Raw genomic sequence first — 21,150 nt, forward strand, 5'->3', positions numbered from 1 at the left:
GTTAATCCAGCGGTTCCGCGGCTTCGTTTTCCGGGGGTGTCGCGCCCTGCCCTTGATGGCGCCCATGCTGCAACGCACGCAGAACAAACCGGCCGGGGTCAAGCGCCGGAACCAGGTCCGATTCCAGCGGGAGCGGGCCGCCGTCGATCTGCGCCGCCAGCACCTCTGCGCCCAGTACCGACCATGTGAGGCCCCGGGAGCCATACGCAAGTGCTGCATACAGCCCGGCAAGGCGAGGCAGTTGGGCATGTGGACCACGCAGTCGGAAACCGGGCGCCATGGCCGCCGCCTCATCCACCAGTGGGCCTATCAACGGCAACCGATTGGCCGAGACGCAGCGCACGCCGACATAGCCATGCAGCGTTGCAGGATTCAGCATCGCAAGCGCGCGCGATTGTTGCGGTTGCAACCGGGCCAGCCGGCCGAGATTGGCCGCGTGATCGGTGACACGCTCGGCCAGATCGGATTCCCCCGGCTGGAACGACGAGCCCGTGCGAACCGATCGCGCCCCCGGCTCGGCAGGCAAGAGATAGCCGTCGCCGCAAACCACGGCCTTCGGCCACGGGGCACCCGCTTCCAAGCTGGGGATCGGCACATCGGTGAGTTGACCGCGTACGGACTTGAGCGAAGCGGACGTCAGGGGAGCCAGGCGCGCGGCACCAAGACTATTGGCCAGAACGATGACCGGCGCACTCGCAATCACAGCGCGCTGCGCATCCAGCACCTGCCATTGCTCGCCGTCTTGGCGCAGCGATTCAACGCGCGTGTTCCAGCGTGCGTCGACTGCGGCACCCGCAGCGGCGAGATTGGCACGGCAAACATCAGGCGGCGCAACCCAGCCGGCTTGCGCAAACCACCAGCCGCCCTGCGGCACGCCGGCGCCGACGCGTTGCGCGGCCTGCTCTACATTGAGCCAGTCGATGTAATCGGTCGGATAGCCGAGCGTTTGCACGATCCGTTGCTGCTCGATAGCGTCATCGGGGTCTTCAGCGAGCTGCAGCACGCCGGTGCGCTGGAAACCGGTGGCGAAGCCGGCGCGATCGAGTGCATCCCAGTGGCGGCGTGCAAGGAGGTTGCCTGCGCGCGATAGCCGCGACAGCACGCTGTCGTCGATGGATACATGCGGATGCATGGCCGCTGCACGATGCGCAGACGTGCCGCGCGCGGGGCCGTCATTTTCGTCGATGACCGTGACGCGCCAGCCACGCGACGCGAGCCGCTCTGCAACAGAGCAGCCCGCCAACCCGGCGCCGAGCACGATGGCGTGACGCTGGCTCCAGACAGGCGCTTCGGCCGGCCCGCGCCGTGTGCGCCAATGGGTCGGGAACTGCGCGACGGTCATGTCGCGCTTGCTGCCGAAACCGGGCGCCTTGCGTACCTCGAAACCGGCTTCCTGCAAGCCGCGTCGTACGAATCCTGCGGCGGTGTACGTCGCCAATGTCGCGCCGGCACGTGCCACCCGCGCAAGCTGCTTGAACACGCGCGGCTGCCACAGATCGGGGTTCTTGGCCGGGGCGAACCCGTCGAGATAAAACGCGTCGGCAGCGCACGACAGTTGCGGCAGCGTCTCCATCGCATCACCGAGCAGCAGCGTGAGCGTGACGCGGCCGCCGTCGAAGGTCAAACGATGCACGCCGGGCACCGGCACGGGCCATGATTGGCGGAGCATCTCGGCGAGCGGGGCCAGCGCGCCCCTGGCCGGATGCACGACCGACAAGCCCGCGCGATCGAATGGATGCTTCTCGACCGAGACGAAATCGAGCCGCGCACAACGCTGCGGATCGTCGCGCCATGCGGCCCAGGTGGCGAGGAAATTCAGGCCTTGGCCGAAGCCGGTTTCGACGATGGTGAAGGCGCGCTTGCCGCGCCATGCGCCCGGCAAGCCGTTGCCGCCCAGGAAAACGTGATGCGCCTGCGCCAGACCACCTTCGGAGCTGTGATAGACGTCGTCGTACTGCGCGGAGAACGGCGTGCCGTCCGACGTGAGCTGAGGCGTGGCGAGAACAAGGCCGCGTGGCATGAAACACCCTGGGAAGAAGCGGCGAATTGTAACGCCGCCCCTTCCCTGCGCCTTGATCTAAAGCAGCGGCTCTGCGTTACACGTCGGCGACGGGCAGCGTGCCCATCACGCGCCGGTACCACGCGTGGAAGTGCTGCATGCCGTCTTCGAGCGGCGACTGGTACGGCCCGGTTTCCGACACACCGCGCTCCATCAGCGCACGGCGGCCGGCATCCATGCGTTCGCCAATCTCGTCGTCCTCGATGCAGGTTTCCATATACGCAGCGCGTTGCGCTTCGACGAATTCACGCTCGAACGCGGCGATCTCTTCCGGGTAGTAGAACTCGACCACGTTGACGGTGTCTTGCGGCCCTTTCGGATACAGCGTGGAAAGCACGAGCACATGCGGATACAACTCGATCATGTGGGTCGGAAAATACGTCACCCAGATCGCGCCAAAGTCGGGCGGTGCGCCGCGGCGATAGTCCAGCAGTCGATCGTGCCACGCGCCGTAGATATCGGAGCCCGGCTGGCTGAGCGCCTCGTTGATGCCCACGCGCTGCATGCTGTACCAGTCGGCGAACTCCCATTCAAGGTTGTCGCAGGTGACAAAGTGGCCGAGGCCGGGGTGGAACGGCGCGACGTGGTAATCCTCCAGATAGACCTCGATGAACGTCTTCCAGTTGTAGTTGCACTGGTGAACTTCTACGTGATCGAGCACGTAGTCACCAAAGTCGAATTCCGGACGCGCGAACAGCGGCGCCATATCGCGTGCCGGATCGCGCGGGCCTTCGAACAACAGCCCATGGCAGTTGCGAAGCGTGAAGCGCTGCAGGTTCTTGCATGGCGTGCTGGGAAACTGCGGCGCGCCGATCAGTTCACCGTGGTCTGTGTACGTCCAGCGGTGCAAGGGGCAGACGATATTGCCGCCGGCCGTGCGCAAGTTGCCGGTGGCATTGGCGGGGCCGCGCACATTGCCCGTTTCACCGCCAAGAATCAGCGCCTGCCGATGCCGGCAGACGTTCGACATCAACTCCACGCCGCCGGCGTTGCGAACGAGCACGCGGCCGCCGCCTTCCTGTGGGAGGCGGCGCCAATCGCCGGATTCGGGTACGGCTTTTTCGCTGCCCACGTAGCAGGCAGAATGCTTGAAGATCGTTTCGAGTTCGCACGCGAACAAGGCGTCATCAAAGTACGCGGCGACGGGCAATTGGGTATGCGCTGGCATCACGTGCGCCAGGCGTCCGACATCAGTCATCGGAGAATCTCCAACACGGTGTGGCGGGCGGTTTGGCATTGGGCCAAACCACATGCGCCCCATCAGGTATCGGGGGAATGTGCTCGCGCGGGGACGTTCAGCCCGCTTCCGCCACCAAGCGGGCGATGCGGGCGTCCAGCGAGAGCTTCGGACACGTGCTGCACTTCTCTCCGTCGTGACGGCGGAAATGGTGACAGCAGACCTTGCGGTCGAGGGCGAGTGCGGGCGTGCCGTCTCGGGCGCGGTAGGCAAAGAAGCCGCATCCGCCGGAGATGCCAAGATGCGCGAGCCAGTCTTCCCCGGCTGCTACCAAGTCCGCATCGGACAACGGCACATGCGGACGCACGGCCATGAGGGCGCCAAGCACGCACTCGGCTTGCAGCCGATCGGCAGCGCGATCGTGTAACGACACCATGGGTTTCAACGCACGACGCATCGCCGCGCAGAACGCGCGCAGTTCAGTGGCGGCGACCTCCCTGCGCGCCGCGAACGTTCCCTCGACCGGCACATGTGCGGGCAAACGCAGGCCGCTCGGAAAACCGTTCTTCACCGGCTGCGCAAGACCTGACAGCTTGGGCACCGGCGCATCCAGATGGACTGCAATCACGCAGAGATAGATCGGCTGCCAGATCGCCAGGCCCCAGCACCGCAGGGCGAGGTAATGGGCGCCAGCTTCCGGATAGGCACGCGCCCAGTGGTCGCACAGGGCGCGCAACGCATCGTCGTCTCCGAGACGCAGCGCGCCCGCCGGTGCCGCGCCGCCCTGCTCACCGCGCAGGCTGGGCAGGACGCGCTGCGCCGCCGCCCATACGCGTGCGAGATCCGGCACAGACGATGGCCGCCAGGCTACCGCCGTGGCGAAGCCCGGCCCGCTGGCGTCTTCAACGAAGGCGCGCATGCCGTCCGTCATGCAGCCGCTTCCGCTGCTTCAGCCGGCGCGACCGAACGGCCCTGCGCAGCACGGCGGAACTTGGCGATCGGGTTGACCAGGTTGCCGGCCATCTTCAGGCTCGATGCCGGGTCGGCCAGGTTCACCATCTGCACGTTGTTGCCCAGCTGCAGGCGGTTCAGGCACGAATGCAGAAACTCGGGCACGAACATGTCGTAGTGCGCGTACTTGGCGGAGCGTTCGGGGTGCGCGTCCTGGTAGTCATACACGCAATCCGCGACCGCCCCCCAGAACTCGTCTTCTGTGCAGCAGCCGTTTTCCACCAGCACGTGATTGATGTGACGCAACACACCATCGAACACGTCGATGAAGATGCCGAGCAGTTTGAAGTTGTCCGGCACCTCCACGGCCAGGCGTTGCACGCGTTCAGGCAGCCATTCGCGTGCCTTGATTTCCAGGATGGCGGATTCCTCGGCAATGTCTTTCATGATGGCGCGCACGGGCACGTGGTTGTCGATCACGAGGATGAGGTTTTCGCCATGCGGCATGAAGCTCAGGTCGTGTGCGTAGAAGCAATGCAGCAGCGGCGTGAGATACGCCTGCAGGTATCGGCGCACCCAGGCCAGTGCCGGCAGGCCGGAGCGCCGAATCAGTTCCGGCATCAGCGCAACGCCGTCCTTGTCGACATGCAGCAAAGCGGCCATCGTCATCAGGCGTTCCCCCGGTTGCAGCAGTTGCAGCGGGTTCTCGCGCCACAGCGCCGAGAACATCTTCTTGTACGGCGTATCTACGGGAATCGCCGCCTCGTAATAGAAGTTACGGAAGCCGATGGCTGCCACTTCCTGCAGGATCGTGAAGCCGTTCTCGCGCAGGAAGGCATCGCCCGACACCAGCGCCTTGATGAATTCGTTGATGGCGGGCGTGCCTGACATGTAGTACGGCGACAGCCCGCGCATGAACCCCATGTTCAGGATCGACAGCGAGGTCTTCACATAGCGCTTGGTGCGATCGCTCGTGTTGAAGAACGTCCGGATGGATTGCTGCGCGATGTAGTGATCCGCGCTGTAGTCGAGGCAGATGATCTTGCGCTGTGCCACGTAGCCCGCGAACGCGATGGACAGCTTGTTGAACCACTGCCACGGGTGCGCCGGCATGAAGTGATAGTCAGCCGGGTCGACGCCCTTCGCAGCCACCTGGCGGGTGAATTCGTCGACCGTGTCCTGGCCCAGCTCTTCGGCCAGCAGCTGCGCGTAGTCGAGCGTGGACAGCGTCGACGGTGTGGCGTGGTCCTTGTGCACAGCCAGCCAGATTACGCGGATGTCGGAGCCGGCCTCCGGCGCATAGGCCTGGTAGTCGACGGCGTTGAAGCCGAGGCGTCCGTTGTTGGCGACAAAGCCCGGGTGCCCTTCCATCATTGCGACCTCGATGGTCTGGAAGTCGGTGGCGTCGGCCAGTTGTGCGCTGCTTGGGGCGTCGGCCTTCATGCGCTTGTAGGCGCTGCCGAAGAGCGTGCTGCTGATTTCGTCAAGGTAGATGGGCAGCAGGTCGTCGCGGATGCCAAGGCGCTGGCGGCATTCGATGATGAACTGCAGCGCATCCAACGGTTGCTCAGCGCCATCGACCAGGCGGCGAATCGACTCCGGCCGGATAAACCAATGGCGCAGCGCCAACCCCCGGGCCTCAAACTGGTAGCAGACCTTGCCGTCGTCGGAAAACACTTGATACAGCGCGAAGCCGTTGGCCGCATCTTTCACGTGTTCGGGTTCGAGGATGATCTCGTGCGCATATTCGGCAATGGCTTTGCGCAGCAGCAGCCGATTGGCTTGTGCCCACACTTCGGGCGTGAGGTGAGCGGCGGCCTGTGCCGGGTGTTGGGAGAGCTGGTTCTGGAGCGTCACGTTCATGGCGAATCCTTTCGTTGATTAAGCGGTGGCGGTGATAGCGGCGGTGGCGGCGATAGCGCGTTCAAAATCTCGCCGGGTGCAAAAGGCGAGGCTGGCGATCTTTTCGGTAAAGGCGACGTTACGGCCGTAGACGAAACCGGCGGCGCGGTTGATGGCGTGAATGCGTTCGTTGTTGGCGTCGGGCTCGACCACGATGCGTGCCGCCCCGAGGTGTTCGAACATGAAACGCATCAACGCGAAGAACACCTCGCGCGTGTAGCCGGGCACGCGCACATCCGATGGGCCGATGAAGATGTGCATGCCCAAGTCGCCAGGCTGCACGTCGTAGAACGCACGGATGCGATCGTGCGCGGGGTCGTAGCACTCGGCCAGGAAAACCGGGCGCCCCGCTTTCCAGACGAGATAGGCAGTGGCATGCCCGGAATCCATCAGCTCTTGATAGATCTGGCCGATCTCGGCTTCGGTCTTGTCGCGCATCAACCAGAACGATGCACGCTCCGGCTGGAACCAGCGGTGCAGCGTCGGGATGTCTTCCGGAATGCGCAGCAGACGGAAGGTGTAGCCGTCGGCATCCGTGTGCGGTGCACGGCTGGCGTCGGCGCGCCGATGAATGGCATGCAGGTCAATTGGCATGAGCGGGCGCCTCCAGGTTGACGGGTTCGCCTGCGTGCGTGGCGCTCGGCACGTTCAGGATCAGCCGGTCGAGCAGCGCCGTCAGCGCAAAACCGCCCGCAGCCAACAGGAACGGCACGTGCAATCCGTAGCGATTGACGATCGCCCCGGCCGCAAACGAAGACAGCAGCACACCCAGGTTCTGGAAGAAATTGGTGATGCTGTAGTCGTGCGCATAGCGCTGTGGAGTGGAAAGCCGGAACAGGTTGACATCCAGCTTCACGATGATCTGGAACAACGCCCAGCCATACAGCACGCGCCCGATGACGATCAGCACAGGGTTGGGTGCAGCCTGCAGCAGCAGCCCGGCAGCGCCCAGCAGCAGATTGCCCAGCGTGTGGTCCGGCAACTTGCCACCGCGCGCGCGGATACGGGCATGCAAGCGCAGCGCAAGGATGGCCATGGCACCCGGTATCGCGAAGACCATGCCTGAAACGAACTCGCTGTCGTGGCCTGACACCTGCTGCCAATACACGGCAAAGAACGAGCGGATCAGGTATGCGCTGAAATCGAACACCAGCATCACGAGCGCGAGACGCAGGATCGGCAGACGATCACGCCAGCTCGTGCGCGGCGCCTCCGCGGCCGCGGCTTCTGCGTGCTCGCCCGAATTGACGCGCACGATCTTCCCGCTGCGGATCAGATACAGGCACACAGCCATCTGGAAGAAATCGCCCGCTGCCATGGCGACGATGCTGGCGCGCGGCCCCCAGGTCTGCAGCACGAAGCCGCCCACCACGGCACCGAAGATGGCGCCAAAGTGCACCACCACCGAGAGGATGCCCACCGTGGCGGCGTGCTGCTCTTTGGGCGTGAGCCGCATCATGTACGGATACATCAGCAGATAGCTGCTCTTGCACATGAACATCAGCATCGACAGCACCCAGTACGTCACCACGTCCGGCGCCCAGTCGCTCAGCAGGCTGAAGGTGCCCGCCGCAAACTGCGTGTAGACCAGCAGGTGCAGCGGTTCCACGCGCTTGGCTACGCGCGCCCAGACCGGCAACGTGCACATCACCGCGATGGAGATCGCCGCGACGTATGCGCCCACATGGACGGGGCTATCGAGCCCATAACGCGAAGCAAAGAACTGCGGATAGAACGGAATCAGGATGGCATCGCTGATGACGGCAAAAGTCGTCATCAGGATGATGTACATACGCAACGTCATGCGGCCACCCCGGCGGTCTCTTCCGCCATTTCCGGCACGCGGTCCCTGGTTGCTTCCTTGGCTGACTCCCTGGCCGCCAGCGGAATGAAATCGGGCGTGGACGGGACCGCAAAATCCTGGATCGCAATACGCCGCTCGATCTTGTAGTGCTCCACTCCGGTCAGCTCGCGGATGATGCAGGAGTTGCGGTAGCAGCTCATCCCGAGGTCGGGATTGGTCAAGCCGTGCGTGTGCAGGCCGGCGTTCTGCACGTAGACCTCATTGCCATTGAAATCGGCCGCGTAGTTGCGCGAAAGCTGATAGCGACCCTTGGCGTCCCAGCGCAGGCGGTGGCGGATGCCATCGATAAACGCGGGGATGTTCTGCTCATAGCCCGTGGCAAGCACGAGCGCCTCCGTGCGATGTGCATAGCGCGCGCCGCTGTCGAGCTGCTGAAACTCGATCTCGTAGGTGCCGGTAACGGCATCGTGCCGGCAGGCCTGCAACTCGCAGTTGGTGATCAGGTGCGTGCGCAGCGCGCCCGTCTTGCGCTTATCGTCGAGCAGATCGTAGATCTGATTGATCAGGCTCGCGTTGACGCCCTTGTAGAGGCTGTCCTGCTTGCGGAGGATGCTTTCCTTGCGGCCATCCGGCAGGTTGAAGAAGTAATCGATGTAGTCCGGAGAGATCATCTCCAGCGTCAGCTTGGTGTTCTCCATCTGGAAGAAGCGCGGCGAACGCGTGATCCAGACGAGGCTGTAATCGTGCTTGTCGCTCTCCTTGAGCAGGTCGTAATAGACCTCCGCCGCGCTTTGCCCGCTGCCGACAATGGTGATGGAGCGTTTTTCGCGCAGCGCGTCCCGCACGTCGATGTAGTCGGCGGTGTGCAGGTAGCGATGCCCATCGCGCGGCACGCATGCGGGAAACGACGGTGATGACCCGACGCCCAGCACCAGCTTGCGTGCGCGCAGCACGAACGGTTCTCGCTCCGCGCCGCGAAAGCCTGTGACGACATAGCAACCGCGTTGGGCGTCATAGGCCAGCGCATCCACGTCATGGTGGAAATGCACGCTGCTCAGTTGCGCGATGACCCATTTGCAGTAGCGGTTGTATTCCGCGCGGCTCAGATAGAAGTTCTCGCGGATGTAGTACGAATAGATCTTGCCTTCCTGCTTGCAGTAGTTCAGGAAGCTGAAGCGGCTTTGCGGATCGGCCAGGCTTACCAGGTCGGCGAGGAATGGATTCTGCAATGTGGTGTTATCAATCAGCATGCCAGGATGCCAATTGAATTCCTCGGCGCGCTCCAAAAATAGGCCGTTCAGACTTTCAATCGGCTCCGCCAGACATGCCAGGCTTAAATTGAATGGCCCTAAACCAATTGCAATAAAATCATATACATCGGACTTCATCACGCTTGAACCTCCTGATTTGCAAAGGCTGCATTTACCAAACGACAGCACCAGGAACGTGGCCGGGCTAGCGCGGCGAACGCGCACGCTCTCCGTCGGCCGGCGGCTTGAGGCCGCGCCTAGGCTGGGTGAATTCAGGTGGGGTTTTGATCACAGCCGATGCGTGCCGGCTGCTGAATGATCATGAATATCGCAAGCGCGATATCGGGAACAGATTCGAAATGCCCGGCGACGGAATGAAAACAAATCGCCGGGCAACAATCTAAGTCACAATACTACACAGAAAATGGAATGCTTGTGTGAAGAAAATGTAATTACCATTGATAAGAAATGGTGGCCATCACATTGCGCGCATCACCCCAATAACAATAGGCGTTGCTCAAGCAGGATGCCACGTAATTCTTATTAAAGAGATTCTTGGCAGACAATTGCAGCTTGGCACCCTTGAGCGACGGATCCCAACGTGCAAGGTCAATGCGCAACATCAGATCCACCAGCGTATACGGCGGCACCTTGAAGCTGTTGGCGTTGTCGCCCCAGCTTGTGCCGACGTAGCGCAAGCCCATGCCGGCGGTGTAGCCCGGCATGAAGCGCCAGTCCACCCAGGCCGACGCCATATGGCGCGGCACCTGATACGGCGTGTTGCCAACGAAACCTTCTGCCGACTCGATGAACTTCATGTTGGTGAAGGTGTAGTTGGCCAACACCGAGACGGTGTCCGTCACCTGCGTGCGCGCTTCCAGCTCTACGCCGCGCGTGCGGATCTTGCCGCTCGGCACGTAGTAAATCTGCCCCACCGGCTTGGTCGCCACGTTCTCCTGATCGAGATTGAACACCGCCGCCGAGAGCATCGTGCTGGAGCCCTTCGGCTGATAACGCACACCCGCCTCGAACTGCTTGGCCGTGGCCGGTTGCAAGAGATTGCCCCGCTGGTCCGCGCGCAGGCTCGGGTTGAAACCATCCGAGTAGCTGAAATACGGCGCGATACCGTTGTCGAACAGATAGACCACGCCCGCACGTTTGGTGAACTTCGAGCCGCTCCACTCCGACGGCGTGCCGGTACCGTACAGATTGGACGCCTTCGCATGGTCTTCGCGCACGCCCAGCGTCAAGCGCCACCGGTCGATAGCAATCTGATCCTGCAGATACAGGCCGGTCTGCTCGAGCCACCGATCGATCGGTGACGCCGTGACGCCCGTGAGCCCCGGGCTGCCATATACAGGATTGAACGCGTTGATCGGGTCAGCGCTGCCGGACTCCCAGAAGCCATCGACGTGGCGCTTCTGATAATCGAGGCCAAACAGCATCGTATGTTTGACCGCGCCCGTGGTGAACTTGCCTTCCAGCTGGTTATCGACCGTGTAAGCGTGCGTGGCCTCCTTGGCGCCGGAGTAGTACCGCGTCAGCTCATCCGCGCTGGCCCAGCCGAAGCCGTAAATCTGGCGCAAACGCGTATCGCCGAACACGTAGCGAAAGTTCTGGCGTACGGTCAGCCGATCGTTGAACGCATGCTCGAACTGATAGCCGACCATGCGCTCGGTGCGACGGTATTTTTCAACCGTGGGGTCGCCATCGAAAAAGTAGCGGGAAATGTAGCGGCCATTGCGCGGGAAGACGCTGCCTTCTGCCGGCACGCCGCTGTGATAGCCGCCTTCCGGATCGTGCTGCAAATAGGCCTGCAACAGCAGATGCGTATCGGGCGTGAAGTTGATGGCCAGCGACGGCGCAATCGCAAACCGCTGCTCGCGCACGTGCTCGAATTGCGTATCCATGCCGCGCGCCAGACCGGTCACCCGGAAGGCCATCACACCGTTCTGGTCGATCGGCCCCGAGATATCGAACGCGCCTTCAAGACGGTTGCGATTGCCCACCGTGACTTCCACCTCGTGATACGGCTGGAAGAGCGGCTTCTTGCTCGTCAGCGCCACCACGCCACCCGGCGACGCACGGCCGTACAGGATCGAACCCGGGCCCTTCAGCACATCGATGCGCTGGAGGAAATACGGATCAACCTGGAACGAGCTGTAGCTGCCCTGGTCGCTCATCAGGCGCAGCCCATCGAGCAAGGTGTTGTCGACGCTGCTGTCGTTGAAGCCGCGTAGCGCAACGTAGTCGTAGCGGTTGGACGCCCCCACCAGGGCGGTAAACGCTCCCGACGTGTAGTTCAGCGCCTCCGAAATGCCGCGCGGCTTCTGGTCGTCCAGCTGCTGCTGCGTCACCACCGAGATCGACTGCGGCGTTTCGATGATGGGTGTATCGGTTTTCGTGCCCGCCGCGCTCTGCTTGGCAACGAAGCCTTTGCCCGGGCTTTGCGCCGTCTCCCCTCGGCCGACCGCCGTGGTTGCGGGCAGCGTGGCGCTGATCTCGCCAGTGGTACTCTGCGCCATCCCTTGCGTCGGCAGCGCCGCCCCCAGCAGCACTGCGCAAGTCAGCCGCGCGGCAAGCGCCATTGGGCGCAGCGTTGTCCGGCAGAGCGTATCGGATGGAAAAACCGTTGTTGTGTTCGTTTGCTTTGGCATGGTGTGTTGGAAGATGCGTGTGGTTTCCACACCCATCGACGATCCACACCGCGAAAGCGGAACCGCTGCGGAATCTTTTTTCGATCAGCGCATCGCGCATGTCGCGCAACGCTCCACCGCCTGCACGAGATACTTGCGCACCATACGCGTCGACTTGCCAAGCTGCTCGGCAATGCACGCGTGGGATTGCCCTTCGATGTAGCGCAATCGCACGGCCTCGCGCGCACTGGGCGAGAGGGTTTCCAGCATCGCGCTCGTGTGCTGCAACGACTGCGCCTGCGCCAGGCGTTGCTCGGGCGATGGCGCATGCTCATACTGCGCGGACCGCAACGTCAGTTCATCAAGGCATGCGCATTCGACACGTCGACGACGCGCCCGATCGATCATCAAATGCTTGGCGGTGGTGGTCAGATAGGCGCGCGGCTCGCGCAACTCCCCCAGCCTGTCCGGCGCAGCCAGCACGCGCATGAACGTGTCATGCAACACGTCTGCCGCTTCTTCCGCGCATGCGAGCTTCTTGCGCAACCAGGCGAACAGCCATTCGCTGTATTGCACATAGAGCGCATCGATAGACGTCTCAGCGTCGTGCAGCGGCGTGGGCCGGACGGCGGGCATGCGGGCTCCAGGGCATCAACCGGACGCACGCGCGTAGCACACGCATCATCGCGTCCATACAAATGAGAATCATTCTCATTTTATGGCGCGAAAACCTTGTCTGCAAACGGGGAATTAAAAGGAAGTGCTAAGCATCGGCGGGCGCAGCGGGCGACCTCATGCCCCATCGCCCGCCGACCGGTGCCGCCACGCCATGAGCGCAACCGCCAGCGCCGCCACTGACAGGCCGATTGCCAGCCCCGTCAGCCGCCCTGCTCGCCGGGCTTCATCAGCCTGTTGGCGCGCCTCGATGGCCTGCCGCACCGTTTCCCAGAAGGCCTCGCGATGCTCGTTTTCGTCGAAGATGGACATGGCGCTTCCCCGCTGTACATGAACCGTCTTCATCGTAGGGAAGGCGCGGCGGATGTGCCACCGCACGTTTCGCGTAGGACGCGGTGGCTCCCAATACCTCAGACAGCGGCCGCCGGCTTACCCGCCGGGCCGGGGAACGGGCGGGCGACATCGGCATCACCCTGCCCCAGGTCCATTGCATCGGCGCGTTCGGCGGTGGACAGTTCGTCTGCGCGATAGCCCGTGCGATTGAGCAGTACCAGCGTGCACGCCAGCGATACCAGCGCATACAGCGCCGACGACACCGCCACGCCCACAATGTTGCCGCTGCTATTGAGCATCCACTGCGCAAACACCGGTGTGCCCCCGCCCACCACGAGCGAACACAGCTGATACGCCAGCGACAAGCCCGTATAGCGGATGCGCGTCGGGAACACGCGCGCCAGAATGCCGCCGATAGCGCCGTAGAACATCGAATGCGGAATCGTCGCCAGGCACATGCCGAGCAGCGCGACCCAGAGCACCTTGGTCTCGATGGCGAAGAACATCACCGGCATGAGCAGGAATTCCGGCAGCACCATCAGGCAGATGGCACGGCGCATGTCCATGCGCGAAACCAGCCATGCCCCCAGCGGCTGCGTGATGAATTGCACCACCAGCGCAGTCGCGATGATGCCGAGGAAGGTGTCCTGTGCGTAGCCGAGTTTCTTCGTGGCCCAGGCGAGCGCGAAGTTGCTCTTCAGGTATGTCACGTGAATGAGCGGCAGCGTACCGGCACCCAGCAGCACGAGGCCCCAGTGGTCACGCACCACGTCTTTGAGCGGCAGTTTGACGGTCTTCTTCTGCGCCAGCACGCGCTTCATATCGTCCGACTCTTCCAGCTTCAGGCGAATGACCATGCCGACGACCACCAGCAGCGCCGACAACAGGAACGGCACGCGCCAGCCCCACAGCATGAACTGCGGCGTGGGTAATGCGCTCAGCGCAAAGAACACGAGTGTCGCCAGCAGGTTGCCCGTCGGCGAGCCCTGCTGCGCAAACGCCGAGTACAGGATGCTCTTGCGCTTGGGGGCGCTCTCGCTGGCTATCAGCACCGCGCCGCCCCACTCGCCGCCCACGGCCACACCCTGAACAACACGCAGCACGACCAACCCCACTGGCGCCCACATGCCAATCTGCGCATAGCCGGGCAGCAGGCCAATGCCCATGGTCGCCACGCCCATCAGGATGAGCGTGATGATGAGCGTGGTCTTGCGGCCGATCTTGTCGCCCAAATGGCCGAAGATGATCCCGCCGATCGGCCGCGCCGCAAAGCCGGCCCACAGCGTGACGAACGAGAGCAGCGTCGCGATGCCCGGGTCCAGCGTCTTGGAGAAGAACACCTTGCCGAAGACGAGCGCCGCAGCAAGGCCGTAGATGTAAAAGTCGTACCACTCGATGGTGGTGCCGATGAACGCGGCCACTGCAGCGCGGCGCGGTTGCAGGTTTGCGGTCGCGTTGGCGTGGGGCGCAGGCTGGTGAGGCATGTTGGTCTCCTTGGTGGTACTGCCGGTTTGGCGCAGCCTCTGCGGGCTGTCTGCCTTGTCGTGGTGAACCTGGGCTACTTCATTTCAGAACGCCGGCCTCGAACAGGCGCTGCCGCGTGCCCGCGTCAATGCCGAGCGACGCCAGCACGGCATCGGTATCAGCGCCGAGCGCAGGCGGTGCGTTGCGATACGTGGCCGGCGTGCGCGACAGCTTGATCGGCGACCCCGTGCCACGGTACTCACCCAGCTCGACCACCATCTGCCGGTGCAGCGTATGCGGATGGCGCGCCACGACATCGACGCTCAACACCGGCCCGCACGGTACACCGCCATGGATCAGGTCTTGCGCGAGCGTCTCGCAATCGAAGCGTGCCAGCTGTGCTTCCAGCGCCAGTTTGAGTTCCGGGCGATGCGCGCAGCGGCTGCGGTTGTCGGCAAAGCGTGCGTCTTGTGCCAATTCGGCGACACCGATATGCGCACAAAGCTTGGCGAACTGACGATCGTTGCCCACCGCCAGAAAGATCGGCGCGGTGCCGGTCTGGTAACTGTCGTACGGCGCGATGTTCGGATGCGCATTGCCACTGCGCTGCGGCACCTTGCCCGAACCGAAGTAGTTCGGCAGATGAGGATGCAGCAGCGATACGCCGCAGTCATACAACGCGATGTCGACAGATTGGCCGCGGCCGCTCTTCTCACGCTCGGCCAGCGCGAGCAGGATGCCCGCGAGCGCGTTGAGCCCGGTCACCATGTCGACGATCGGCAGACCGACGCGCATGGGGCCGCCGTCGCGCTCGCCGTTGACGCTCATCAGGCCAGCCATCGCCTGGATGGCGGCATCGTAGCCGGGCAGCCCGCCAAGCGGGCGTCGGGGCCGAAGCCGGAGACGGCGCAGTGGATCAGGCGTGGAAAGCGCGGTTGCAGGTCGCGCGCGAAATCCATGCCCCAGCGGGCGAGCGTGCCGGGCTTGAAGTTCTCGACGAGCACGTCGGCGTCTTCCAGCAACTGCCACAGCACGGCGCGGCCTTCTTCGTTGGACAGGTCGACGGAGATGCCGAGCTTGTTGCGGTTGACGCCGTTGAAGTACCAGGCGGTATCGCTCTCATCGAAGGGCGGGCCCCAGGTGCGGGTTTCGTCGCCGACGGGCGGTTCCAACTTGATGACCTCCGCGCCGTGGTCGGCAAGCGCCTGCGTGCAATACGGGCCGCCGAGCACGCGACTCAAGTCGATGACTTTCAGGCCGTGCAACGCGCCGGCGACCGCGCTCATTGCACGCCTCCGGCCGGCAACGCTTGCATGGCCAGCGCAAACGGCACGTCACGCTGCTTGACGAGGGCATCGAACAGCCATGCATCGGCGCTCTCGGGCAAGGCCAACGGATCCACCGGCAGCAGCTTGTGACGCAGCACCAGATGCGCGAATGCCAAGCGGCGATGATCCGGCGCCAGACGCACGCCCTCCACCGCCATGAAGATCGCCGTGGTGATGTGATACAGCGCGGAGCCGGCTTGGCGCACGAGTTCGTCGCTGCCGCCTTCAGCCACCTTGGCGATCACGCGGCACACGCGGTCGAGCGTGGCACGCAGCAACGCTTCGCTCTGCGTCGGCAACGTGACCCCATCGATCAAGCCGACGAGATACGCGCGCAACGGTTCCAACGCGCCTTCGCGCTTCACAGCGCGCGCGATGTCAAGCGCGACGATGTTGCTCGTGCCCTCCCAGATGGAGCCCAGATGGGCGTCGCGCACGAGGCGCGCGTCGCTCCACTCTTCGATGTAGCCGGTGCCGCCGCGCACTTCCATGGCGTCACCCGTCACGCGGCGCGCATCGCGGCAAGCGCGGAACTTGATGAGCGGCGTCAGGATGCGCACGCATTTGCCGGCTTGCGCGTCGCCCGCATCCGCCAGCGGCAGCAGTTGCGCGATCTGCATGAACATTGAGCGCGCTTGCTCCGTCGGCAGCAACATCTTCAGAAGCTGGCGCTGCATCAGCGGCATGTCGATCAGCTTGCGGCCGAAGGCTTCGCGGTTGCGCGCGATGTGCAACGCTTCGGTGACGGCGCGACGCATCAGGCCGGCAGCGCGCACACCGTTCGACAGCCGCGACATGTTGATCATGTCTGCCATCTGATGAAAGCCGCGGCCGATCTCGCCAATCAGGTAGGCGGTGGCGCCTTCAAGCACGATCTCGCCGCTGGCCATCGAGCGCGTGCCGAGCTTGTCCTTCAGGCGGACGATACGGTAGTGATTGCGCGACCCATCGCGCAGCGTCTTGGGCAACAGGAACAGCGCCAGGCCGTTGATACCGGACGGCGCACCGTCCGGGCGGGCAAGCACCATGGCGAGATCGGCATCGGCGTTCGAGCAGAACCACTTGTCGCCGTACAGGCGCCACGTTTGCGTGCCATCGGGCGCCGTTTCCAATGCGGCGCGCGTGGCGATGCGGGCGACGTCCGACCCCGCATCCTGCTCGGTCATAAACATCGCGCCCTGGTACAGCACATCAAAGTCGCGCGAGGTCAGCATCGGCAGATAGCGCGCCACGAGTGCCGGGTCGCCGAACTTACGCAGCGTGCGCGTGAGCGAATCCGTCATGCTGACCGGGCAGCACAGGCCGAATTCAGCCTGCACGAACAGATACGTGAGCGCGTATTTGACGAGCGGCGGCGGTGCGTTGCCGACATGGCTCATCGACGCGAGGCCCAGCTCAGCGTAGGCCACCCGCTCCAGCGCAACGTAATCGGGGTGCTTGTAGATGGTCTGCAGGGCCTCGCCACGACGCGTGCGGTGGCGTAGCTGGGGCGGGTTGTGATCCGCGCTGATGGCCCAGGCGTCGAGTTCGTCCGAGGCGCGCTGGCCGAGCGTCTTCAACTGCGGCTCAAGGGTGCGGTACTGCGCGTCGCCCAGGTACAGCCGCAACAGGCGCCCGAGGTCAGGATCGACGTGGAAGAAATTGATGCCCCGGCTGTCGGGGATGTTCTGGTGGCTGCCGGGCTGGGTCGTAAGCGGCTGGCGGGCGATGTCGTTCATGCGGGTGGCCTCGCTGTCTCCTGTTTTGTCCGGCCAGCATAGGAACGGTATCGATAATCGTCCAATACAGGATTTGTCCTGTACGATAAGAATTCCTTATCGACGATCATGCCCACGATGGACCTGAAGCAACTGCGCTATTTCGTTGCCGTGGCGGAAGAACTGCACTTCGGGCGCGCAGCGCAACGGCTGTTCATCTCGCAGCCCGCGCTCAGTTTCGACATCCGGAAGTTCGAGGATCAACTGGGCGTGCAATTGCTCGCGCGCACCAACAAGAGCGTGGCGCTTACCAATGCCGGCCAGGTGTTACTGGACGAGGCTCGCAAGCTGTTGCAGCAAGCGGCGGAAGTCGAACGCATTACGCAGCGCTCGGCGCACGGGTTGGCGGGCCGGCTGCGCGTCGGCTTCGTCAATTCGATGCTGTACCGCGGCCTGCCGCGTGCGGTGGAGCGCTTCGAGGCCGACCACCCGGCCGTGGAAATCATCCTGCGCGAAATGAACACCGGCGAGCAGGTTCAGGCCATCCAGCGTCAGCAGATCGACCTGGGCTGCGCATATTGGGGAACGTTTCCCGCCGAGGTCATTTCCACGCCGATCTTCTCGGAACCCTTCGTCGCCTGCCTGCCCACGGGCCACCCGCTGGCGCGTCGCAAGCGTCTGAAACTGGACGCGCTCGCGCAAGAGCCGTTCATCCTCTTCCCGCGCACGGTATCGCCGCACTATCACGACCTGATCATCGCGCTCTGCGTGGATGCCGGCTTCAGCCCGGTCATCCGCCACGAGGCACGGCTGTGGCAAACGGTGGTGACGATGGTGGGGTGCGGCATGGGCGTGGCGCTCGTTCCGAAGACGCTGCAACATGCCGGCGACGCGCGCGTCAGCTTTGTGCCGCTGGCCGGCGACAAAAAAGAATCGTCCGTGCTGTCATTGCGACGCACGGGCGATGCAGAGCCGGTCGCCAGCCGCTTTCTGGAATACCTCGAAGCCGCGGCGCAGGACAACCTGAGACCTTGATGGCCTCACTCACAAAGTCTTGCTGAGGAAGATCCGGCTCGTACCGGGCGGATCGCAGGGTACTTCTCCGAACCGCACCCAGCCGTTGCGTTCGTAAAACTGCGGGCCCTGAAAGCTGATCGTATAGACCACCGCCGAGCGACAACCGCGGCGGCGCCCTTCTTCTTCGAACCTGCGCAACACCTCGGTGCCGATGCCCATGCCGCGCAACGTCTCGGGCAGATGGAACAGGTCAAGAAACAACATCCCCAGCGATGTCCGCCCGCTCGCGCCGCCGACCACGTCTCCGCTCTGAGGGCCGCGAACAAGGACTGCCAACGGTTGGCGATCGCCGTAGCCGACGTGCTGATCGTTGAAGCGGTTCAGACCATTGCCGATGATCTGGATCGATTCGTCATCCGCCGCGTCGGTGACGATGATTTCCGGAGGCTGCATGCGAACCTTATTGCCTCTATTGCGTTCGGGCCGGCAGAACAGAAGGCGTTGTCTGTGCCGGCCGCATGTGCGGCATCATGTTTGTATTCAGGTGGTACATCACCCAAAGCGAACCGCTGAGCGTGATGACCACCAGCACCAGCGTGAACATCAGCGACAGCATGTTCCAGCCGCCTTCGGACTTGGCGTTCATGTGCAGGAAAAAAATCATGTGCACCACGATCTGCACCGCGCCGATGAGCAGGATCGCTACCGCCGTAGCCGACGACCTGTCGAACACGTTGGCCATCACCAGCCAGAACGGTATCGCCGTCAGGAAGACCGACAGCACGAACCCCGTCAGGTAACCGCCCAGCGTGGCGTGCGGTCCCATCTCTTCTTCGTGGTGATGGCCATCGTGGCCATGACCGTGTCCGTTCATCGTTTGATCTTGCGCGCTCATGGCAGCGTTCCCATCAGGTAGACGAAGGTAAAGACGCCGATCCAGACAACGTCCAGAAAGTGCCAGAACATCGACAGGCACATCAGCCGGCGCTTGTTGGCGGTGATCAGCCCGTACTTTGATACCTGCACCATCAGCACGATCAGCCAGATCAGGCCAAAGGTCACGTGCAGCCCGTGCGTGCCGACCAGTGAGAAGAACGAAGTCAGGAACGCGCTGCGCGTCGGCCCCGCACCCTCGTGAATCAGGTGCGCGAATTCATAGAGTTCCACTGACAGAAACGCCGCGCCGAACACCCACGTGATAGCCAGCCAGATCTGCATGGCCGGGACCTTGTTCTGCTGCATCTGCAGCATTGCAAAGCCGTATGTGATGGACGACAGCAACAGGAACGACGTGTTGAGCGCCACCAGCGGCAACTCGAACAGCTCCGCCCCGGTGGGCCCGCCTGCGTATTCGCGGCCCAGCACGCCATAGGCGGCAAACAGGCACGCGAAGATCAGGCAGTCGCTCATCAGGTACAGCCAGAACCCGAGCAGCGTGCCGTTTGGCACGTGCGGTTCTTCGGTGACGTGGAACTGGTAGCCGCCCGGTGGGACGTCATCCACCGTGGTGGTACCCGAGGGGCCGGTCACATGCAGGGATGCGGTCGTTTCAGCCATGGCCTGCCATCAGTTGGGTGCGCGATGCTTCGGTCCGGATCACCTCTTCTGCCGGAATGTAGTAATCGCGCTTGTAGTTGAAGGTGTGAATGATTGCCGAAATGATCGTGGCCGCGAACGATGCGATGGCCAGCCACCAGATATGCCAGATCAATGCAAAACCGCACACCGTGGAGAGCCCGGCCAGCACGATGCCCGCCGCCGTGCCCTTGGGCATGTGGATCGGCTTGAACCCTTCCTGCGGGCGCCGGTAGCCGTACTGCTTCATCTGCCACCAGGCGTCGGCGTCATGTACGAGCGGTGTGATCGCGAAGTTGTACTGCGGCGGCGGAGACGACGTCGACCACTCCAGCGTGCGGCCGTTCCAGGGGTCACCTGTCGTGTCGCGCAGTTCTTCACGGCGCAGGAAGCTCACCACAAGCTGGATCAGGAAACACGCAATGCCGATGGCAATCAGCAGGGCACCGAGCGCTGCCAGTTGGAACCAGATCTGCAACGACGCATCGTCGAAATGGTTCATGCGCCGCGTTACACCAAGCATCCCGAGCCAGTACAGCGGCATGAAGGCAACGTAGAACCCGACAAACCAGAACCAGAACGACGCCTTGCCCCACGACGAGACGAGCCGGTAGCCGAACGCCTTGGGAAACCAGTACGTAATGCCGGCCATGAGGCCGAACAGCACACCGCCGATGATCACGTTATGAAAATGCGCGATCAGGAAGAGGCTGTTGTGCAGCGAAAAGTCCGCGGGCGGCACCGCCAACAGCACGCCGGTCATGCCGCCGATGACGAAGGTGACCATGAACCCGACCGTCCACAGCATGGGCGGCTCGAAGCGGATCTTGCCGTGGTACATCGTGAACAGCCAATTGAAGATTTTGGCCCCGGTCGGGATCGATATGATCATCGTCGTGATCCCGAAGAACGAGTTGACGCTCGCACCCGACCCCATGGTGAAGAAGTGATGGAGCCAGACCAGATACGACAGCACCGTGATCACGACGGTCGCATAGACCATCGACGCGTAGCCGAACAGGCGCTTGCGCGAATACGTGGCGACCACTTCCGAGAAGATGCCGAACGCCGGCAGCACCAGGATGTAGACCTCCGGGTGGCCCCAGATCCAGATGAGGTTCACATACATCATTGCGCTGCCGCCCAGCTCGACCGTAAAGAAATGGGTGCCAACATAGCGGTCCAGCGCCAGCAGCGTCACGGCAGCCGTGAGCACCGGAAACGCTGCAACGATCAGCGCGTTGGTGCACAGCGCTGTCCACGTGAAGATCGGCATGCGCAT

General features: G+C 63.2%; 17 protein-coding genes and 1 pseudogene. 1 reads left to right on the forward strand and 17 read right to left on the reverse strand.

Going from position 1 to position 21,150, the window contains the following annotated elements:
* Position 1: 1 nt before the first annotated feature.
* The 13 genes and pseudogenes from mnmC to FUT88_RS13750 all read right to left on the reverse strand — a co-directional run bounded on the left by mnmC (position 2) and on the right by FUT88_RS13750 (position 17,297).
* A complete protein-coding gene (gene mnmC / locus FUT88_RS13690) occupies positions 2-2,020 on the reverse strand; it encodes a bifunctional tRNA (5-methylaminomethyl-2-thiouridine)(34)-methyltransferase MnmD/FAD-dependent 5-carboxymethylaminomethyl-2-thiouridine(34) oxidoreductase MnmC (protein ID WP_147215866.1) in 2,019 nt (672 codons plus the stop codon).
* A 76-nt stretch (positions 2,021-2,096) separates the two neighbouring features.
* The gene (locus FUT88_RS13695; RefSeq protein ID WP_147215868.1) at positions 2,097-3,257 is read right to left on the reverse strand and encodes an aromatic ring-hydroxylating oxygenase subunit alpha; all 1,161 of its coding nucleotides are present in this window, start codon (positions 3,255-3,257) and stop codon (positions 2,097-2,099) included.
* A gap of 97 nt (positions 3,258-3,354) precedes the next feature.
* A complete protein-coding gene (locus FUT88_RS13700) occupies positions 3,355-4,167 on the reverse strand; it encodes a siderophore ferric iron reductase (RefSeq protein WP_261797153.1) in 813 nt (270 codons plus the stop codon).
* On the reverse strand, positions 4,164-6,050 hold the full coding sequence (locus tag FUT88_RS13705) for an IucA/IucC family protein (protein WP_147215870.1): 1,887 nt from the start codon (positions 6,048-6,050) through the stop codon (positions 4,164-4,166). The genes FUT88_RS13700 and FUT88_RS13705 overlap by 4 nt, the downstream gene beginning before the upstream one ends.
* An 18-nt stretch (positions 6,051-6,068) precedes the next feature.
* Positions 6,069-6,683 (reverse strand): GNAT family N-acetyltransferase, encoded by a 615-nt coding sequence (locus FUT88_RS13710; protein ID WP_147215872.1) that lies wholly within the window; start codon positions 6,681-6,683, stop codon positions 6,069-6,071.
* Positions 6,673-7,893 (reverse strand): MFS transporter, encoded by a 1,221-nt coding sequence (locus FUT88_RS13715; protein WP_147215873.1) that lies wholly within the window; start codon positions 7,891-7,893, stop codon positions 6,673-6,675. Before FUT88_RS13715 ends, FUT88_RS13710 begins: the two co-directional genes overlap by 11 nt.
* Positions 7,890-9,281 (reverse strand): lysine N(6)-hydroxylase/L-ornithine N(5)-oxygenase family protein, encoded by a 1,392-nt coding sequence (locus FUT88_RS13720; RefSeq protein ID WP_147215911.1) that lies wholly within the window; start codon positions 9,279-9,281, stop codon positions 7,890-7,892. The genes FUT88_RS13715 and FUT88_RS13720 overlap by 4 nt, the downstream gene beginning before the upstream one ends.
* A 314-nt stretch (positions 9,282-9,595) precedes the next feature.
* Positions 9,596-11,731, reverse strand: coding sequence for a TonB-dependent siderophore receptor (locus tag FUT88_RS13725; RefSeq protein ID WP_261797154.1), 2,136 nt, complete (start codon positions 11,729-11,731; stop codon positions 9,596-9,598).
* A gap of 153 nt (positions 11,732-11,884) precedes the next feature.
* The gene (locus FUT88_RS13730; protein WP_147215877.1) at positions 11,885-12,415 is read right to left on the reverse strand and encodes a sigma-70 family RNA polymerase sigma factor; all 531 of its coding nucleotides are present in this window, start codon (positions 12,413-12,415) and stop codon (positions 11,885-11,887) included.
* A 156-nt stretch (positions 12,416-12,571) separates the two neighbouring features.
* Positions 12,572-12,766: a hypothetical protein gene (locus FUT88_RS13735; RefSeq protein ID WP_147215879.1), complete on the reverse strand. Its 195-nt coding sequence runs from the start codon at positions 12,764-12,766 to the stop codon at positions 12,572-12,574.
* Positions 12,767-12,864: 98 nt separating this feature from the next.
* Complete coding sequence (locus FUT88_RS13740) at positions 12,865-14,271, reverse strand: MFS transporter (RefSeq protein WP_147215881.1); 1,407 nt, start codon at positions 14,269-14,271, stop codon at positions 12,865-12,867.
* A 79-nt stretch (positions 14,272-14,350) separates the two neighbouring features.
* Positions 14,351-15,537: pseudogene (locus FUT88_RS13745) on the reverse strand (CaiB/BaiF CoA transferase family protein).
* Entirely contained in the window at positions 15,534-17,297 is a 1,764-nt protein-coding gene (locus FUT88_RS13750; RefSeq protein ID WP_147215883.1) for an acyl-CoA dehydrogenase family protein, read from the reverse strand. The pseudogene FUT88_RS13745 and the gene FUT88_RS13750 overlap by 4 nt, the downstream one beginning before the upstream one ends.
* 117 nt (positions 17,298-17,414) lie before the next feature.
* Here FUT88_RS13750 and FUT88_RS13755 point away from each other — a divergent pair, with 117 nt between their 5' ends.
* Complete coding sequence (locus FUT88_RS13755) at positions 17,415-18,311, forward strand: LysR family transcriptional regulator (RefSeq protein WP_147215913.1); 897 nt, start codon at positions 17,415-17,417, stop codon at positions 18,309-18,311.
* Positions 18,312-18,320: 9 nt separating this feature from the next.
* Here FUT88_RS13755 and FUT88_RS13760 read toward each other — a convergent pair whose 3' ends face one another.
* The 4 genes from FUT88_RS13760 to FUT88_RS13775 all read right to left on the reverse strand — a co-directional run.
* Positions 18,321-18,746, reverse strand: a complete 426-nt coding sequence (locus FUT88_RS13760) for a GNAT family N-acetyltransferase (protein ID WP_147215885.1) — start codon at positions 18,744-18,746, stop codon at positions 18,321-18,323.
* A 16-nt stretch (positions 18,747-18,762) separates the two neighbouring features.
* Positions 18,763-19,188, reverse strand: a complete 426-nt coding sequence (gene cyoD, locus FUT88_RS13765; RefSeq protein ID WP_147215887.1) for a cytochrome o ubiquinol oxidase subunit IV — start codon at positions 19,186-19,188, stop codon at positions 18,763-18,765.
* A complete protein-coding gene (gene cyoC, locus FUT88_RS13770; protein WP_147215889.1) occupies positions 19,185-19,850 on the reverse strand; it encodes a cytochrome o ubiquinol oxidase subunit III in 666 nt (221 codons plus the stop codon). Before cyoC ends, cyoD begins: the two co-directional genes overlap by 4 nt.
* A partial coding sequence (locus FUT88_RS13775; RefSeq protein ID WP_147215891.1) for a cbb3-type cytochrome c oxidase subunit I occupies positions 19,843-21,150 on the reverse strand: 1,308 nt, incomplete at its 5' end. The genes cyoC and FUT88_RS13775, both read right to left, overlap by 8 nt.

The organism is Ralstonia sp. TCR112 (assembly GCF_007997035.1).
GTDB classification, from domain to species: Bacteria; Pseudomonadota; Gammaproteobacteria; order Burkholderiales; family Burkholderiaceae; genus Ralstonia; species Ralstonia edaphi.

Excerpts from the sequence above, each read along its gene's own strand:
- cyoD (WP_147215887.1), bottom strand. The coding sequence starts at position 19,188 with ATGAGCGCGCAAGATCAAACGATGAACGGACACGGTCATGGCCACGAT.
- FUT88_RS13710 (WP_147215872.1), bottom strand. The coding sequence starts at position 6,683 with ATGCCAATTGACCTGCATGCCATTCATCGGCGCGCCGACGCCAGCCGT.
- FUT88_RS13755 (WP_147215913.1), top strand. The coding sequence starts at position 17,415 with ATGGACCTGAAGCAACTGCGCTATTTCGTTGCCGTGGCGGAAGAACTG.
- FUT88_RS13695 (WP_147215868.1), bottom strand. The coding sequence starts at position 3,257 with ATGACTGATGTCGGACGCCTGGCGCACGTGATGCCAGCGCATACCCAA.
- FUT88_RS13750 (WP_147215883.1), bottom strand. The coding sequence starts at position 17,297 with ATGAACGACATCGCCCGCCAGCCGCTTACGACCCAGCCCGGCAGCCAC.
- FUT88_RS13740 (WP_147215881.1), bottom strand. The coding sequence starts at position 14,271 with ATGCCTCACCAGCCTGCGCCCCACGCCAACGCGACCGCAAACCTGCAA.
- FUT88_RS13720 (WP_147215911.1), bottom strand. The coding sequence starts at position 9,281 with ATGAAGTCCGATGTATATGATTTTATTGCAATTGGTTTAGGGCCATTC.
- FUT88_RS13700 (WP_261797153.1), bottom strand. The coding sequence starts at position 4,167 with ATGACGGACGGCATGCGCGCCTTCGTTGAAGACGCCAGCGGGCCGGGC.
- FUT88_RS13725 (WP_261797154.1), bottom strand. The coding sequence starts at position 11,731 with ATGGCGCTTGCCGCGCGGCTGACTTGCGCAGTGCTGCTGGGGGCGGCG.
- FUT88_RS13705 (WP_147215870.1), bottom strand. The coding sequence starts at position 6,050 with ATGAACGTGACGCTCCAGAACCAGCTCTCCCAACACCCGGCACAGGCC.
- FUT88_RS13735 (WP_147215879.1), bottom strand. The coding sequence starts at position 12,766 with ATGTCCATCTTCGACGAAAACGAGCATCGCGAGGCCTTCTGGGAAACG.
- FUT88_RS13760 (WP_147215885.1), bottom strand. The coding sequence starts at position 18,746 with ATGCAGCCTCCGGAAATCATCGTCACCGACGCGGCGGATGACGAATCG.
- FUT88_RS13730 (WP_147215877.1), bottom strand. The coding sequence starts at position 12,415 with ATGCCCGCCGTCCGGCCCACGCCGCTGCACGACGCTGAGACGTCTATC.
- mnmC (WP_147215866.1), bottom strand. The coding sequence starts at position 2,020 with ATGCCACGCGGCCTTGTTCTCGCCACGCCTCAGCTCACGTCGGACGGC.
- FUT88_RS13715 (WP_147215873.1), bottom strand. The coding sequence starts at position 7,893 with ATGACGTTGCGTATGTACATCATCCTGATGACGACTTTTGCCGTCATC.
- cyoC (WP_147215889.1), bottom strand. The coding sequence starts at position 19,850 with ATGGCTGAAACGACCGCATCCCTGCATGTGACCGGCCCCTCGGGTACC.